Here is a 15,964-nt window from a genome sequence, read left to right as displayed (position 1 = left end):
CATAACATCATCGGCACTGACTTAACAAATCTAGTTCCCTTAACCCGCCGGATTATCCAGCGGGTTTAGTTCCACCGCATCCGACAGGTGATCCGGTGTCAGGTATGCGTAGCCGCATGGTAGTGGTAATGGTGCAGTGGCCAAGGATGTCTTTCAGCACCACAATATTGCCGTCGTTAATCACAAAGTGGCTGGCGAAGCTGTGTCGCAGTACGTGAGACATCTGGCCTTTTGGCAGGACGATTTTTGCGGCGCTGATGGCCTTACGAAATGCCGACAGTGACGACATAAATAGCTTTTGGTCACCAGTAACCCCTAAGCTCATTAACTCTGAAAACAGCGATTCGCTGACGGGTACTGTGCGGTTCTTCCCGCTCTTGGTGTTCAGGTAGGTGATCTTACCGTCTTGCAGCTGGTTCGCTTTCAGGGATTCTGCCTCACTCCAACTTGCACCGGTGGCCAGACAGATTTTTACGATATGGATAAGGGATGAATTCGTTGCAGGATCTATTATTGTTTATCCCCAAAAACACGGGGATAACTCCCTTCGGGAAAGGGTACCTCCCATCAATGGCCAGCCTGTTTTATCACCACCATAACGCCTCGTAACGACCATTGACGGGCCCCGTATGGTGAAACCTATCTGTGACCATTTTGATGTCTGCGCGCTGCCTGTGGCTCTGTAGTGTCGCTTCGCGACGGCTTAGCAAGGAAAAAGGCGGGAATTTTCGGCTTGTGCGACCAAATCAACCTACCGCAATTATTTTTAATCGCTTTTTTAGATTGGTTTTGGTTATATTGATGAAGTATTTAGATTTTAGATTAACGGATATGCTGATCACCTGCCCGAAATGCGAAACTAAAGCCCGTATTGCGACTTCATGGGCTATCACCAAAGAAACCCACGAAGCTTATTGCCAGTGCCAGAACTTAAGCTGCGGGGTTATCTTTGTGACTTACACATCCGTACACCGGATTATTGAGCCTGATGGGGTGAGTAATGAGGCTAGAAGTCAGGCTAGTCTGAAAAAATAGGCCACACCGACTTACGAATAATATTTAAGTTACTTTTCGCTTTGGTACTGCCTTGCTCAGCTGCCAAGCGATACCACTTAAACGCTAATTCATCACTTTGCTCTATACCACGCCCTTCTTCATACATAAAACCAAGGTTGTTTTGCGCGCTAGCATTACCTTTCTCAGCAGCTAAGCGATACCAGTATACGGCCTGTTCATCACTCTGCTCTACGCCATTCCCCAAAAGATACATAGACCCAAGGTTAACTTGTGATTCAGCATTTCCTTGCTCAGCCGATAACCGGTACCACTTTACTGCCTGCTTATCGCTTTGTTTTACACCACGCCCCTTGTCATACATATAACCAAGGTTAGCGTAAGCATCAGCAAAACCCAGATCCGCAGCTCGACGGTACCACTTCGCAGCCTGCTCATCACTTTGTTCTACACCGCGCGCACCAATATACATAGATCCAATATTAAACTGAGCCTGAGCAAAATCTTGTTCAGCCGCTAAACGATACCATTTCATTGCTAACTCGTAATTCTGCTCTACACCTAGCCCCTCTTCATACATCCAACCAATGTTATTTTGTGCATAGGCATGACCTTGTTCAGCAGCCAGGCCATACCAGTATGCTGCTTGCTTATTACTTTGCTCTACACCTCTGCCAGCAAAATACATAGCTCCAAGATTATTTTGAGCATCTGAAATCCCCTTTTCGGCAGCCTTGCGATACCAGTTTGCAGCCGACTCATCATCCTGCTCAGCGCCATGGCCATTCTCATACATAAAGCCAAGATTAAAATATGCTCTGACATAACCGTGCTCAGCGGCTAAGCGATACCACTTCATTGCTTCCTGATAATCTTGTTCTACATCCCGACCAAAGTAATACTTGTCACCAAGAGTTACCTGCGCATCGATATTTCCCTGCAAAGCAAGTTCATCAACTTCATTTATTGTATTGGAGCTAAAAGCATGGCCAGCTAGAGCAACATACATTGCAATGCTGACCAATATCATTTTGAAACTTATACGCATATCTATGAGATTCTTATCTATTTTAATGAAAACTATTAAACGGATTCTTGGGAGTACCCGCCCCCGAACTCTAGCCTGAGTTGTGTATGGCCGGAGGATTTGGAGCAAGGAGAGTTCCTTGGATGATTATTTATTCCTGTTCATTGTTAAACGTTTTGATGTCAACGTGACTTACCGGCTAAGCGAAACCATTTTTTTGCCAGCTCATCATTTTGCTCTACTCCACGACCTTCCTGATACATCCAGCCAATGCCGTATTGTGATAAAGTATGACCTTGCTCCGCGCTTAAGCGATACCACTTCAGCGCTTCCTGATCACTTTGCTCCACACCACTCCCTTTTAAATACGCCGTACCAAGATTGTATTGTGCTGAAGCGTACCCTTCCTCTGCTGCCAAGCGATACCACTTCACTGCTTGCACATCACTTTGCTCCACGCCTTGTCCATTTTCATACATAGAGCCAAGGTTACTTTGCCCATATACATCTCCACTAATAGCAGCTAAACGGAACCATTTCACAGCCTGCTCGTAGCTTTTTTCTACGCCTCGCCCCTTTAAGTACATAATACCAAGACTTACTTGTGCACCTGAATAATTTTGCTCTGCTGCTAAGCGATACCAACTCAATACATGTTCGTAATTTTTCTCTACACCTCGACCATCGTTATACATCTTACCAAGGTTGTATTGTGCTACAGCATAGCCTTGTTTTGCAGCTAAGCGATACCATTTCACTGCCAACTCATAGTCTTGCTCTACACCTCGCCCGACTAAATACATACCACCAAGATTGGTTTGTGCCGTAGCATAGTTATGTTCGGCGGCTAACCGAAACCACTTAACTGCCTCCTCATCATTTTTCTCTACACCTGCCCCCTTTGCATACATCAAACCAAGATTTGTTTGTGCTCTAGGGTAGCCTTGCTCAGCCGCCAAGCGATGCCAATTTAATGCTTGCACATAATCCTTTTCTATACCGCTCCCATTTTCATACATATTTCCGAGACGATTCTGTGCCATGGCGTAGCCTTGCTTCGCAGCTAATCGATACCACCTCAATGCCTGCACGTAGCTTTGTACTGTGCCATGTCCTTTCTCGTACATTTCTCCAAGACTGACTTGTGCCCTCGCATTACCTTGTTCAGCAGCTAAACGAAACCACTCTACTGCTTGTTCATCGCTTTGCTTTACACCTCTAGCATTTCTATACATCCAACCAAGATTTACCTGTGCGTCTGCATGATTTTGCTCTGCTGCTATGCGGTACCAACTCACAGCCTTTTCATTACTTTGAACTACACCAAGCCCTTTTTCGTACATCAAACCAAGATTGAACTGTGCAACGGCATATCCTTGTTCAGCGGCTAGGCGATACCACTTAACAGCCTCTACATCATTTTTCTCAACGCCTCGTCCAAAAAAATAGTTATTGCCAAGAGTATTTTGCGCACTCACATTGCCTTGGTTAGCGAGTTCTCTAGTTTCATTAAAGCTAGAGGCACAACCTGCCAGAACAATAGCTATAACAATACTAATCATGATTAGTTTGAAATTAGTACACATATGGGAGTTATGACGAACGACGTTTGAAATCAGAGGTAGCATCATGATGACTTCTTAGTTAAAAAATTGGAAAGTAATAAAGACGATGGTTTATTTGCTTTTTTCTTGTAAAACAAACACTAAAACTATAATCCCAAATCAACCAAGAGCATATCAATTTCACCGAACTCCATCAGCAAACGTGACATCGAATCGAAACTACAGAATTAAGAACTGAACCTTCCAACAAATCAGGATCGCAATTATGCCCAAAAGCGCCCAAATACGATCCTGCCCACCTCTCTAAAAACGCCCCAAGCCCTTATATACCAAGGTTTTAACGCACATTCGTAAGGCGCCTATAGGATCACAAAATTAACGTGCTGAATTTTGGTGCGGAGGGAGGGGGAGTCCGAACGAGGCCGCCTGCGGAGACAAAATCAATAATATTCCAGCGTATCGCCCTGATCCTCAAGTCACTATGATAGATGCTATTCGTTAAATAATGTTTAGCTAAAAACTGGGATTTTTAAGATCACCATTTCCAAATTTTAGAGATGGCAGTCTTCTTTTTTTGTCCTTCTACTCATACTACTCTTTACGTAATAGGTAGCTATTACCATCTTGGTTTACGGATTTTTGACCATTTTGATCCAGCAAGATTAGTTGGTTTTCACCCACTTGATAATGCATTTCACCAACGGTAATACGGTTGCCATTTTTTCCCCAAACAACCGCGCCTTGTTCCATGCTCATAATGCCCATTTTCCCAATATAACTGCGGCCTAGCATGTAACTTCCGTCTGTATTTAGCTCTAGTAAAATATTCGTACCATCACAATCGTCACACGGAACCATTCCTTTATACATACCGGGCCAGTCAAGGGAAGTTCGCGAGTTATCTGCGGTGGAACTCGCATCAGTAGAGTCGCTGTTCGCTTGACATCCAACCAACGCCGAACAGCCAATCAATAGTGCGACCAAAAAGTGGTTCATATAAAAGTCTCTATAGGTAATGGAGGTTTTGAGATGCCTCCTAGTTGTATTGTCCATATGCCGATGTGGCATTTGTTTAGTTAGTATATGACACCACGGTTGTTTATCTACTGCTGTTTTGAAATTAAAAGCTGGCGTCTCTGTTCTGATATAATACTTCTCTTTTTTCTGGTTAATTTTCTATGCAGCTTTATAGGCAAGCGCAAAAGCAGATCATCAAAAGGCGGATCATCAATTTTGTTGTCTCGCTGGTGGTCATTTCAGAGCTGGCTGCTGTGGGGTATCGGCTTTTTGAGCTGGGTAAGGTATATCAACAAGCTGGCAATATCTGTGAGAAGAGTGCCAGTCAAATAATAGAAGGACAGCGATCTGGCCTTTTACCTATTACTCATGATAATTGGTTTGACGCCTATGACGCTTGTATGTCGGAGAACCTGTCAGATTTCACCTCTTATGTCATCGATCTTTCAAAATGGAAGCTGGATGAGATTCACCCCAAGGTTGTGGTTTTGCTTAAGAGAAGCTTGATGGTCGATCGAAAGTTTTACTTAAGGAAAAAAGAGGACTATATCGAGATTGAAGAGATACAGTAGCGTACTTGCTTATGGCCTTCGGCAAGTCAAAATTCTTACCATTTCCTTATGTAATGAGTCATTAAAGCACCTCATTTGTCTAAGAGGTGCTTGATTGTTTTCGGGGATTACGCCTGTGATACCGGCTCTCTTTCTACGGTATCTTCACTGTTTTCTGCAAGCTGATACAACCACGCCATAACTACACAGAATATGATGCAAATACCGAACAGCCAATTGGCATTGAGGTTTTCAATCACAACGCCACCAAGTAGAGGAGCGACGGCGAATCCCAGAGAGTAAAGCGCCGCAGCACCAAAGTAAGATCCTCTAAGGTGAGCAGGAGCCATTCTGTCTATTTGTACATTTAGGGTAGGGAAGGCGATCACCTCGCCCATACTCAGTACAAAACAGGCAATTCCCCAGCCTATAGGCCAATCTACGGGCGTCAGCATAAATCCAAACTGTGCTAACCCCATTAAGGCCATACCAATGCGAGTTCGGGTAAATAACGGCACTTTTTCTAGCCACTTCAACATAGGGAACTGGAAGATAATAATGGTTAAGGTATTAATCAATACCAACCCTGCGATTATGGAAGCCGCTTCGTCACTTGTTGCTCTTACAATAACTTGAGGTATGGATGACTCTAACTGCGCATAAACAAACATCATTAAGAAGTTAGCAATCAGCAACAACATAAAGATTCGATCTTTTCTAATGACATTAAGAGTGGATCTAAAATTAGGCAGTTGTGATGGATCCGGCTTTGTGAAACGGCTACCCCTTTCGATACCAAATAACAACCAAAACCCATAAAACACATAGGTAGCGCCTGTGATATAAAAAAGGCTTTGAGGTGAGCTCAATGCTAATGTCACCCCAAGTAGCGGACCTATTGCGCCACCTAAATTAATTAAGAAATAACGGATATTTAACGCTAACTCTCTGTCTGCCAAATTATCGAGATTGTCGCCGATAACCGCTTTTGATGGCGCTTCGATCATAGGCCGCATTAACCCACTCATAATAATCAGAACATAGAAGTGCCAAACCTGTTGTGCCATAGCAATGCCGGTGTAGGCGATGGCTGCAATGACTGCGCCAGCGATCATGACCCACTTTCGACCAAACCTATCTGAAAGATAGCCAGAGTATAGGCCAACAATAGATCCAATTAGAGCGGATGAAGCAAGCATAGCGCCTACATCTATCGCAGAGACACCGTAATCTTGGTACAAGAAGACAATAAGAAAAGGCCACGCCATAAAATAGCTGGTACGAGCAAGTAATACACCACCAAGGACAGTCCAGACAGAAAAGTTAAACCGTTGAATTCGCTGCCATTGAAATAAGCTGTTTGTCTCTTCCATGTGAACCTCTCCTTACTGACTGTAATTATGAGTCTGAAATCACAGGGGATGTGATGCAGCTCATGTTTTGTTGGTTTTTTAGGCAGTATACGAAACTGATTTAGAAAAGATAGCCCCTTTATTCCTTGCAATAACAAGCAGATCACTTTTAAATGCTTAAATAGAGTAATTGCCTAATTTAATTGCAGTTTTAGTTTCTTCTTTTCACGTTACTACGCCGTAAAAGTTAGCTTATTATCTTGAGTTTTTGAGAAAAATATTATGTTAATCTCGTTTTTACTCTCTAATGCCGGGAAAGGTATAAAATGTCTGAGCTGGCATGAAAAACGGCTTACTCAGATCGCTTTATGAAGGGGAAATGATGCGAATAGAGCCGCTAATCACACCATTATTTGATTAATATGAGACTTGCCTGTCACCTTATGACTTACATCGGGTCATTGATTCGAACTCTATAACTCCAGTTAATCGCTCACTTTAATCTCGTAAGAAGTAAATTTGCGAATGTTAATCACACCAGTATCAAGAATTAAATATTGTCCTTTAATGCCCTGCAAAATACCCGTCACTTCAGGGTTTTTATCGAAATTATGTGAACTAATTTTGGTTGGATGAGCAGTCACTGGATAATGTATCTCGGTTGTTGGCTCGGTCAATACTTGTATCGCATCTGCTCCAAATTGCTCTTTAATTTCCTCTATCTTTTTGGAAACCAAAGGAAGAAGCTCAGCAAATTTTTCTGATAAATCCATGGCATCACCGTCTTGCTTTAATAAGGTACGCCAATTGGTTTTATCCGAGATGTGTTTTGCTAGTTCAATCTCAATCAATCCAGAGATATAACGAGTTTTTACTTTGAAAATAGGTAAACCTTGGGTGGCACCCTGATCAATCCATCTTGTCGGAATTTGGTTATGACGAGTGATACCGACCTTTAAGCTAGAGGTATTAGACAGATACACATAATGGTCAATCATGCAGTTCTCTTGACCCCACTGCGGCTCACGACATGTTCCTTGGTCGTAATGGCACATTTCAGGTTTCATAATGCACATATCGCAACTCGCCAATTTCCTCATGCAGACGAAACAGTGACCTTGAGAGTAGCTCTTTTTGGTTTTTTTACCGCATGAACTGCAGAAGATATTACCTGTGTGCGTAAGTGTAATCGATTGACCTATATATGGATTAAGATCAATCTCTGAGTCTCCAACAGGTAGACGATAAAATACCGCTTCTCCTAAATTGGCACGCATTTTACTCAAGGTTCCTTTTGCTAAAATGGACATGTTCTACCTATTATTTTTGTCATTATAAATATTCATTGATTGGATTGTAGCAAAGAAGTGTCGCTGATAGAGTTATCCAACCATATTATTCTACTGTTTTGGCTCAGAAGAATAGACGACTCACAGCCTTCATCGCATTCCATAATTAACACATTGACACTTCAAGCAAATAAATCATATGCTTACCCCGCACTGGCAAAATCCAGTGTCGGGTTTCGTACCCCGCTTTATGTTTCACACGGCACATTGATGCCAGCTTTTTGCTGGTTTTTCATGTGCGGCTTTTGCACACCTAAATATGGTGATTTTGTCTAATAACTAGACAGTAAGCTGAATTATGGTGGGCTGGGCGAGGCAACCTTTGGGTTGGCCGTTTCGTGTGAGCGGTAGTACGAACCTTGTTCAGTTCACCACCCATTGATTCGTACCTTTGGTTGGTGATTTTTATTCAGACAAATCACATGGAGGTCATTGTGACCCAATCAACGAAATCCCATTCAGAACCCGATTTTTACCTGCAAGTCGAAGACTTTATCTTAAACGCCAGCACCAACAGTAACCTAGATAACGCCACAGAGAACGAAATCCGCTTGTTTTTGTTGACGTTATTGAACCACTACAAGCAGCAAGAACTAGAGTAGGTTTGAATGGATAAAGCACCGAAGGGATGGTTTTCGGTGCTTTATGGGATTGTGATTTTATATAAGTGGTTGTGACGAACTTTTTGTGTGGGACTTGTTTTTGACAGTATTCAAAGGCAATAAATAGAATGAATGTTACTTTATTCTAGTCACTGCTTTTTTATAAGCGCTACTCTTATCTCGCTTACCAATGGCAACAACTAGAACAGTGATCGTTTCATCATTTACCTGGTAAATCATTCGATAACCAGAACTACGAAGCTTTATCTTGTAACAGTGGGGGAGCTCTCTCAGTTGGTTAGCGGCTATCTTGGGGAGAATCAGTATCTCTTTAAGCTTTTTTTTGAATTGTTGACGAATAGTATTATCAAGTTTTTTAAACTCTTTTAATGCTCTTGCATCAAATTCAAGCTCATAGGTCATCCAACGTTACCTTGACTCTTTGAGGGGATATTAATCGCTGCTTCGCCGTTTCAAGCAGTTCCATATCTTCCTCATTGACTAAAATGGTTTGAAAAGGAAGTCTGTTATTTTGAGCTACATATTCTAAAGTTTGACGCAACACTTCGCTGGGTGTCACTCCTAGCTCTTCAAGAGCGGCATAAGACTTCGCTTTTAGCTTATCATCGATACGAATATTAATTGTTGCCATAACTAACCTACATATAAATCCACATTTTGTAATTACAATAGTCATTACAAGGCAAGTGGTCAATTTTTATTTTTCCTCTGTACCCGTTGGTTTAAAAAGCAAGCCAATACTGATGACGATAGCCTTCAGCGCTCATTCTGTTTATTGGTGATTGATTGAGTAAAAAAATAGTCTGTTTTGGGGAAGAATCATTAGTAAAAATCAATCATTACGAGGAGCATCAGAGTTATTTGTAACAAGCCGAATTACTTTTCCTAAATACCCTATGCCGTAGTCACTTTGTAGCGGCATCACCTATTCGTTGTTGACCAAAAAAACCTCTGGTTTCAGGCTGCGATAACCTAGCAGTGCGTTTACTAATTTACTCAATTTTCTTACCGATTTCGTAAAAAATAATTACTGTTCGAACTGTTTTTTTACGCAACAAAATCAAAACAAACCGCTAAAAAATGCAACATTGCGCTATTTATTTGATTAAAAGCAAGGTATTATCCTCGACATTATAAATGTGCCTAATGAAAAATAAGAATTCATTTTTGATATATTTAGTGTTCGAATGATTCGAAAAAGAATCAATTTAGGCGTTCATTTACTCAAGGAATGTAAGATAAAGGATTTGTCTATGTCGCGTCAGTGGTTTGTTACTACCTAATCGGTAGTGGTTTTTATGCCTCCATATTGTCTCGCTTTATCTCATCCTATTTCATTACTGCTGGCCGATTTTCCAGCGATTATCAACACTGTGATCGCGCAGTCTGGGAGAAACCAATGTCATCGTTAATCGTTTATCAAAATTATATCCACGGAAAGTTCATCGCTAACAAAAGCGGAGAAACGTTCGAGGTAGTGAACCCTGCTACAGGGAAGGTAAGTTACGCTGTTGAAGTTGCTGATGAGCACATTCAACAAGCTGCAATTGAGAGTGCCCGAAGTGGTTTTCTTGCTTGGTCAGCTATGACGGCTACAGAGCGTAGCCGTATTTTACTTAAAGCTGTTGCACTGTTGCGCGAGCATAATGATGAGCTTGCTCAAGTAGAAGTATTAGATACCGGAAAGCCGTGGCAAGAAGCCTCGGTTGTCGACGTAGTAACCGGTGCGGATTCCATAGAATTTTTTGCCGGTTTGGTGCCGGGCCTAGAGGGTAACCAACAAAGTATTGGTGATGACTTTTATTACACGCGAAGAGAGCCACTAGGTATTTGTGCTGGTATAGGCGCATGGAATTACCCATTACAAATTGCGTGTTGGAAAGCAGCACCGGCATTAGCGTGCGGTAACGCAATGATCTTTAAACCATCAGAAGAGACTCCACTTGGCGCATTACGTTTGGCAGAAATCTTCTCTCTAGCAGGTGTTCCTGATGGGGTATTCAATGTTGTGCAAGGTGATGGTCGCGTTGGCCAGTGGTTAACCCATCACGAAGAGATTGCCAAAGTATCGTTTACCGGAGAAGTATCAACCGGTAAAAAAGTGATGGCTTCTGCTGCCAGCACGCTTAAAGAAGTCACCATGGAACTTGGTGGTAAATCCCCACTCATCATTTTCAACGACGCCGACGTAGAAAACGCGGTGTCAGCCGCCATGCTTGGAAACTTCTACACTCAAGGCGAAATCTGCACCAATGGTACGCGTGTATTTGTGCAAAAAGAGATCTATCCACGATTTATTGAACGACTGGTTCAACGTACCGAGCAAAATATTGTGTGTGGTGACCCAATGGATGCAGAAACTAACTTTGGCGCCTTGATTTCCCATGATCATCAGCAAAAAGTGCTGAGTTATATAGAAAAGGGCAAAGCAGAGGGAGCAACTCTATTAACGGGTGGTCACGCACTAAAGCCTGACAATGCCCCAGACGGATTCTTTGTAGCGCCTACCATTTTTACCGATTGCAACGATGAGATGACGTTAACGCAAGAAGAGATCTTCGGGCCTGTAATGTCTGTTTTAACGTTCGAACAAGAAGAGGAAGTGGTTCGTCGTGCCAATAACACCGCCTTAGGTTTGGCTGCGGGTGTGTTTACTCAAGATATTACTCGTGCTCACCGAGTTATTCACCAGTTACAAGCCGGTATCTGCTGGATAAACGCCTATGGCGCGTCACCGGCAGAGATGCCAGTAGGTGGTTATAAAATGTCTGGCATTGGTCGAGAAAATGGCCGAGAGACTCTGAATGCCTATACCCAAGTTAAAGCGGTATATGTTGGTATGCAATCTCTAGAAAGCCCATTTTAAGGAGTCACTATGACTGAAGTCCAATACGATTATATTGTTGTCGGCGCGGGTAGTGCAGGGTGTGTGCTGGCGAACCGTCTCTCTGCGGAGAACAACAACAAAGTGCTGCTGCTGGAAACCGGTGGCAGTGACAAAAGCATTTTTATACAGATGCCAACCGCTCTTTCTATTCCGATGAACACCAGTAAATACGCATGGCAGTTTGAAACGGAAGCAGAACCCTTTTTAGACCAACGCCGCATGCACTGCCCAAGAGGTAAAGTGTTAGGTGGTTCGTCATCCATCAATGGCATGGTGTACGTTCGTGGGCATGCTCGTGATTTTGATGAGTGGCAGCAAGAAGGAGCTCAAAATTGGGATTATGCGCACTGCTTACCTTATTTTAAAAAAGCGGAACAGTGGGCGTTTGGTGCGTCAGACTATCGTGGCGATAGTGGCCCATTAGCGGTAAACAACGGCAATAATATGAAGAACCCATTGTATAAGGCATTTGTAGACGCGGGCAGCGACGCCGGTTATCTACAAACGGACGACTACAATGCCGCTCAACAAGAGGGCTTCGGCCCAATGCATATGACGGTAAAAAATGGTGTGCGTTGGTCGACAGCAAATGCCTATTTAAAACCCGCGAGGCAGCGTAAAAACTTAACGGTTATCACGCACGCTCAAGTGCACAAAGTACTGTTTGAAGGTAAGAAAGCCGTCGGCGTTCGCTATGAGCGCAAGGGAAAAATGGTGGATCTACTGTGTGGCAAAGAAGTGATTTTGTCCGCTGGGTCGATCGGCTCCCCTCATATATTGCAGCTTTCAGGTATTGGTAACGCAGCTACTTTGGCTGATGCCGGAATTGACTTGGTGCATGAACTGCCAGGTGTGGGTGAAAATTTACAAGATCACCTAGAGTTCTACTTCCAATTTAAGTGTTTAAAGCCTATCTCGCTAAATGGCAAGTTAGACCCGCTCAACAAGCTATGGATCGGTACTCGCTGGATTTTGGATAAGTCGGGTTTAGGGGCAACGAACCATTTTGAATCGTGCGGTTTTATTCGTTCAAAGGCAAATTTGGAGTGGCCGGATCTTCAGTATCATTTCTTGCCCGCGGCTATGCGTTATGACGGAAAAGAAGCATTTTCAGGCCACGGTTTTCAAGTTCATATTGGACACAATAAACCGAAGAGCCGTGGCTCAGTAAGAGTGGTATCTAACGATGCCCGCGTGGCACCTCAAATTCAGTTTAACTACTTACAGCATCAAGACGATATCGAAGGGTTTAGAGCTTGTGTGCGGCTTACTCGTGAGATCATCAATCAACCCGCTTTAGATGAGTATCGTGGTGAAGAGATTCAGCCGGGGTTAGCGGTACAAACGGATGAAGAGATTGATCAGTTTGTGCGCAGTTCTGTAGAGAGTGCTTATCACCCTTCTTGTTCATGCAAAATGGGTGAAGATGAGATGGCAGTAGTGAACTCCGAAACCAAGGTTCATGGCGTTGAAGGGTTAAGAGTCGTCGACTCGTCAATATTCCCAACCATTCCTAATGGCAACTTAAACGCGCCAACCATTATGGTTGCAGAGCGCGCAGCAGACTTAATTTTAGGAAACGACATGCTGGCAGCAAGTGATGCTGAAGTGATTGTGGCAGATGACTGGCGTGAGAATCAGCGAGAGCAAGCGCCAAAAAGAATGATGAGTTACTAATCGAATTTTTGTTAACCCATTAAGGTGAGGGGCCTACCTACGCGATACTCGCAAACGGCCCATTACATTGCTATGTCCAATTTATCAGGCTTTACCTATCGTCAGCACGATAGTTAAAACCTGATGGCAGGAGCCAGTTGTAACAATTGCGGCTTAGCAAATAAAACATAACGTAAGGAATGAATTATGTTTTCTTGTTATATCAACATGGAGGTTAAGTAATGACCACTTGGTTATCCATCGGCATATTGTTTGTATTTGCCGCTATTGCATTTGTTATCTATCGTTGGGGTAATATTAAGTGTATTGGTGTGACACCAGTACGTAACTTTACCTTTATTGCTATTCTGTTCACATCTGGTCTGGATGTGGGTTTGATTATGTTTCCATTGACCGAGTTTGCTGGTTACGCTGACGTGGCAACCAGTCCGGAATATGCGTTCAGTAATCCACTGGCTATTGAGTTTGGTTTTTGGGCATTCTTTATCTGGGCATTCTACTTTTTGACCTGTTTCTACTTTTGCGTAATAGAGCCTAGAGTTAAGTTTTTCGATATACCGTTAATCAAGTTTATTAATAACCTCATAATCATCGGAACCTGTGCGTTTACGGCTTATTTGCTACTGGTTAACCTACCATGGTATATGCCTGCCCTCGGCGATGGCGAAACCATTATTGGCAGTTTCTATCTAGTGGTCTTTGCTGTTATTGCGGCGTCGGTTTATTCAAGTACCAGTATTCGCTATGTACGAATTTTGAGCCTAGGAAGTAGCTGGCTGTTCCTTGGCTTGATCGTAATGATGTGGGCTGGAGCATTCTTGTCTGACGGCTCTGGCGTTGGCGAGTTCTTTACTACCTTTGGCTTGCTAGGGGACTACTTTGCTAACTTGCATAACTTTGTTTTACCGATCAATGACTACCATGAGTTTTATCTCTACTGGTGGTTTGCGTGGAGCATTATGATAGGCCAGTTCACTGCCCGTTTTGTTGGTGGCATGAAAACCTATCAAGTATTAGCTTCAATGATGATTTTCCCATCTGTGCCTATCGGTATCTGGTTTACGGTACTGTATTACTACAGCGCTAATGACATTCCGGTGGCGGGTATTAGCAATATGGCGATGGTGTTTGTTGGCGTAACGTTTGTAATCAACTCATTAGATTCATTAGTTCGTCTGTATACTGACAACCTAAATTTAACGGTGCAACGTTTTGGTAAGACCAAGTACATCATAGGTAATGTGGTATTGCTGAGCGGATTAACCTTGCTGTTTAAGTTGGATTTCTTACAAATTCAATGGGTCGGCGCGTTAGCGATTGGACTAATCTTAGGCTGCTTCGGTTATATTCTGGTTAGCCATTACCGTAAAGTGGTTGAGATTAAAACCTCACCAGCAGAGAACAAAATCGACTTTGGCAAAATTGAGCTGGCAAACTAGCTAACTCTAATCGATATAAACGACAAAGCAGAATATCGTTATACGGTATTCTGCTTTCTTTTTGTCTTATGCTAAGCTGCTATTCATTGTTGGCCAAAAGAGTATCTAATAGGAATGGATTTTGAATAAAAAGCCGATATCAATCGAGCCACATGTCTGCCCTTTATGTGGCGGCGATAACGCCTGCGAAAATCTGTCTCAAGGTGGGGATAGTGCCGCTTGCTGGTGCGCAGATGCGACCATTGAATTTCCTCAACAGATTTTGCAGACACTGCCAAAAGAGGCGCAAGGAAAAACCTGTATCTGCAAAAACTGTATTCGCTCTTTTATTGCTACGAATGCGTCAAAAGAATCAGAATCACTGAGCTAATAACGCATAGATAGGCTATTGAGCGTACTATTCGTCTGCTTACCTTTTTGCCTACCTATTTTTTACCTAGTTGCCTGTAAAACTTGTTGAATGTTCCAAGGTCGTGAGCAACTTCATTATCTGGTAAGAGTCGTCGATATTGGCCGCCGGTTGAGCAAGAGATAATGCCCCTTGTTGAATGGCAGAGACAATGTTCTTCACCTGATAGTAGAAAGCGTCACCCTCGGCATTTATTGTTATCTGTTCGCCCGCTTTCTCATACTCGGTTATTGTCATGGTGTTGGTTGTTGTCGGTAGCCATGGATTACTGTTGATGGTTAAACTTCCTTTGCTACCAAGTAGAGTAAATTCAGGATGAAGGCCATAATCTTCTGCGCTATGAACTCGTACCACCAGATCGTCGGAATAACGTATCAACCCTGAAATTTCACAGATATTTCCATCCGCTCCTCGTCGACCATAAGCAGACACATCATATTGCTGCTGTTGTTGTGGGTTAAGCTGAGACTGTAACACTCTATAAATTAGAGAGACTGGATAACAGGCTAAATTGTATAAAGTGCCTTTGCTGTCAGGGTTTACAAATTGCGAGATCGCGGCGCTATAACTGGCATTGATTGAGCGTAATTTACCAATTTTTCCTTCGGCAACGGCGTGCTGAATAGCTGCACTAAAAGGGTGATTTAAGTACATCAAACCCTCTGCAAAGAAGACCTTGTGTTTTTTGACGGCATTCAGCGCTAATTCGGTTTTCTCCATATCAACAGAGAGCGATTTTTCGCACAGTATCGCTTTGCCTGCTTCTGCGGCCTTTACAATAAAAGGATGATGCAGGTGGTTGGGTAAGGCGATATAGACAATATCTACATGTTCATCTTGGATAAGCGCATCATAGTCGGTAAAGGTGCTGCTTATGGCGTGTTGTTTGGCGAACGCCGCTAATGTATCTTGATTGCGGCCAGCAACAGCATAAATTTCACTCTCTTCATTGGCGTTTATCGCCTCGGCCATCACTGCCGAAATAAAGCTGGTTCCTAGAATTCCCCAGCGTAACGGTTCTTTCATTGTTGTTACCCTATTTAAGTTAAATTGC

General features: G+C 43.0%; 15 protein-coding genes and 1 pseudogene. 7 read left to right on the top strand and 9 right to left on the bottom strand.

Annotated elements, in window-relative coordinates; translation table 11 throughout:
* Nucleotides 1-52 precede the first annotated feature (52 nt).
* Nucleotides 53-427: a tyrosine-type recombinase/integrase gene (locus F0227_RS00625; protein ID WP_253822000.1), complete on the bottom strand. Its 375-nt coding sequence runs from the start codon at nt 425-427 to the stop codon at nt 53-55.
* A gap of 404 nt (nt 428-831) precedes the next feature.
* Here F0227_RS00625 and F0227_RS00620 point away from each other — a divergent pair.
* A pseudogene (locus F0227_RS00620) lies at nt 832-987 on the top strand (ogr/Delta-like zinc finger family protein); the annotation flags it as partial.
* Nucleotides 988-1,018: 31 nt separating this feature from the next.
* Here the strand turns inward: F0227_RS00620 and F0227_RS00615 are convergent.
* The 3 genes from F0227_RS00615 to F0227_RS00605 form a co-directional block, all read right to left on the bottom strand.
* Nucleotides 1,019-2,062 (bottom strand): SEL1-like repeat protein, encoded by a 1,044-nt coding sequence (locus F0227_RS00615; RefSeq protein ID WP_171751207.1) that lies wholly within the window; start codon nt 2,060-2,062, stop codon nt 1,019-1,021.
* Between the two features lie 161 nt (nt 2,063-2,223).
* Nucleotides 2,224-3,672, bottom strand: a complete 1,449-nt coding sequence (locus F0227_RS00610) for an SEL1-like repeat protein (RefSeq protein ID WP_171751206.1) — start codon at nt 3,670-3,672, stop codon at nt 2,224-2,226.
* Between the two features lie 525 nt (nt 3,673-4,197).
* A complete protein-coding gene (locus F0227_RS00605; RefSeq protein WP_171751205.1) occupies nt 4,198-4,602 on the bottom strand; it encodes a copper resistance protein NlpE in 405 nt (134 codons plus the stop codon).
* A 182-nt stretch (nt 4,603-4,784) separates the two neighbouring features.
* On the opposite strand from F0227_RS00605, the gene F0227_RS00600 reads away from it, so the two are divergent.
* A complete protein-coding gene (locus F0227_RS00600) occupies nt 4,785-5,195 on the top strand; it encodes a hypothetical protein (RefSeq protein WP_171751204.1) in 411 nt (136 codons plus the stop codon).
* A 107-nt stretch (nt 5,196-5,302) separates the two neighbouring features.
* On the opposite strand, the gene F0227_RS00595 is transcribed toward F0227_RS00600, so the two are convergent.
* Nucleotides 5,303-6,547 (bottom strand): MFS transporter, encoded by a 1,245-nt coding sequence (locus tag F0227_RS00595; protein WP_171751203.1) that lies wholly within the window; start codon nt 6,545-6,547, stop codon nt 5,303-5,305.
* Between the two features lie 464 nt (nt 6,548-7,011).
* Nucleotides 7,012-7,836, bottom strand: coding sequence for a DUF2797 domain-containing protein (locus F0227_RS00590; RefSeq protein ID WP_171751202.1), 825 nt, complete (start codon nt 7,834-7,836; stop codon nt 7,012-7,014).
* A 473-nt stretch (nt 7,837-8,309) separates the two neighbouring features.
* Between F0227_RS00590 and F0227_RS00585 the strand changes: the two genes are divergently transcribed.
* The gene (locus tag F0227_RS00585) at nt 8,310-8,477 is read left to right on the top strand and encodes a hypothetical protein (protein WP_171751201.1); all 168 of its coding nucleotides are present in this window, start codon (nt 8,310-8,312) and stop codon (nt 8,475-8,477) included.
* A 135-nt stretch (nt 8,478-8,612) separates the two neighbouring features.
* Here the strand turns inward: F0227_RS00585 and F0227_RS00580 are convergent, their stop codons facing one another.
* Both F0227_RS00580 and F0227_RS00575 read right to left on the bottom strand, forming a co-directional pair.
* Nucleotides 8,613-8,900, bottom strand: a complete 288-nt coding sequence (locus tag F0227_RS00580) for a type II toxin-antitoxin system RelE/ParE family toxin (RefSeq protein WP_171751200.1) — start codon at nt 8,898-8,900, stop codon at nt 8,613-8,615.
* Nucleotides 8,890-9,129 carry a type II toxin-antitoxin system RelB/DinJ family antitoxin gene (locus F0227_RS00575; protein ID WP_171751199.1) on the bottom strand — a complete coding sequence of 80 codons (240 nt, stop codon included), beginning with the start codon at nt 9,127-9,129 and terminating at the stop codon, nt 8,890-8,892. The genes F0227_RS00580 and F0227_RS00575 overlap by 11 nt, the downstream gene beginning before the upstream one ends.
* Nucleotides 9,130-9,897: 768 nt before the next feature.
* Between F0227_RS00575 and betB the strand changes: the two genes are divergently transcribed.
* From betB to F0227_RS00555, 4 genes are all read left to right on the top strand, one after another.
* On the top strand, nt 9,898-11,364 hold the full coding sequence (gene betB / locus F0227_RS00570) for a betaine-aldehyde dehydrogenase (RefSeq protein ID WP_171751198.1): 1,467 nt from the start codon (nt 9,898-9,900) through the stop codon (nt 11,362-11,364).
* A gap of 9 nt (nt 11,365-11,373) precedes the next feature.
* Nucleotides 11,374-13,062, top strand: a complete 1,689-nt coding sequence (gene betA, locus F0227_RS00565; RefSeq protein ID WP_171751197.1) for a choline dehydrogenase — start codon at nt 11,374-11,376, stop codon at nt 13,060-13,062.
* A 221-nt stretch (nt 13,063-13,283) separates the two neighbouring features.
* Entirely contained in the window at nt 13,284-14,501 is a 1,218-nt protein-coding gene (locus F0227_RS00560; RefSeq protein ID WP_171751196.1) for a BCCT family transporter, read from the top strand.
* Nucleotides 14,502-14,622: 121 nt separating this feature from the next.
* On the top strand, nt 14,623-14,871 hold the full coding sequence (locus tag F0227_RS00555; RefSeq protein WP_171751195.1) for a cysteine-rich CWC family protein: 249 nt from the start codon (nt 14,623-14,625) through the stop codon (nt 14,869-14,871).
* Nucleotides 14,872-14,937: 66 nt separating this feature from the next.
* Here F0227_RS00555 and F0227_RS00550 read toward each other — a convergent pair whose 3' ends face one another.
* Entirely contained in the window at nt 14,938-15,936 is a 999-nt protein-coding gene (locus F0227_RS00550) for a Gfo/Idh/MocA family oxidoreductase (RefSeq protein ID WP_171751194.1), read from the bottom strand.
* Nucleotides 15,937-15,964 lie beyond the last annotated feature (28 nt).

Source organism: Vibrio sp. 99-8-1 (assembly GCF_013114595.1).
Lineage (GTDB): Bacteria > Pseudomonadota > Gammaproteobacteria > Enterobacterales > Vibrionaceae > Vibrio.
Note: the sequence above shows the minus strand (reverse complement) of the source record. Positions and strands in the feature narration are given on the sequence as shown.

Coding starts and splice junctions, on each gene's coding strand:
- F0227_RS00615 (WP_171751207.1), bottom strand. CDS start 2,062: ATGCGTATAAGTTTCAAAATGATATTGGTCAGCATTGCAATGTATGTT.
- F0227_RS00610 (WP_171751206.1), bottom strand. CDS start 3,672: ATGATGCTACCTCTGATTTCAAACGTCGTTCGTCATAACTCCCATATG.
- F0227_RS00605 (WP_171751205.1), bottom strand. CDS start 4,602: ATGAACCACTTTTTGGTCGCACTATTGATTGGCTGTTCGGCGTTGGTT.
- F0227_RS00600 (WP_171751204.1), top strand. CDS start 4,785: ATGCAGCTTTATAGGCAAGCGCAAAAGCAGATCATCAAAAGGCGGATC.
- F0227_RS00595 (WP_171751203.1), bottom strand. CDS start 6,547: ATGGAAGAGACAAACAGCTTATTTCAATGGCAGCGAATTCAACGGTTT.
- F0227_RS00590 (WP_171751202.1), bottom strand. CDS start 7,836: ATGTCCATTTTAGCAAAAGGAACCTTGAGTAAAATGCGTGCCAATTTA.
- F0227_RS00580 (WP_171751200.1), bottom strand. CDS start 8,900: ATGACCTATGAGCTTGAATTTGATGCAAGAGCATTAAAAGAGTTTAAA.
- F0227_RS00575 (WP_171751199.1), bottom strand. CDS start 9,129: ATGGCAACAATTAATATTCGTATCGATGATAAGCTAAAAGCGAAGTCT.
- betB (WP_171751198.1), top strand. CDS start 9,898: ATGTCATCGTTAATCGTTTATCAAAATTATATCCACGGAAAGTTCATC.
- betA (WP_171751197.1), top strand. CDS start 11,374: ATGACTGAAGTCCAATACGATTATATTGTTGTCGGCGCGGGTAGTGCA.
- F0227_RS00560 (WP_171751196.1), top strand. CDS start 13,284: ATGACCACTTGGTTATCCATCGGCATATTGTTTGTATTTGCCGCTATT.
- F0227_RS00550 (WP_171751194.1), bottom strand. CDS start 15,936: ATGAAAGAACCGTTACGCTGGGGAATTCTAGGAACCAGCTTTATTTCG.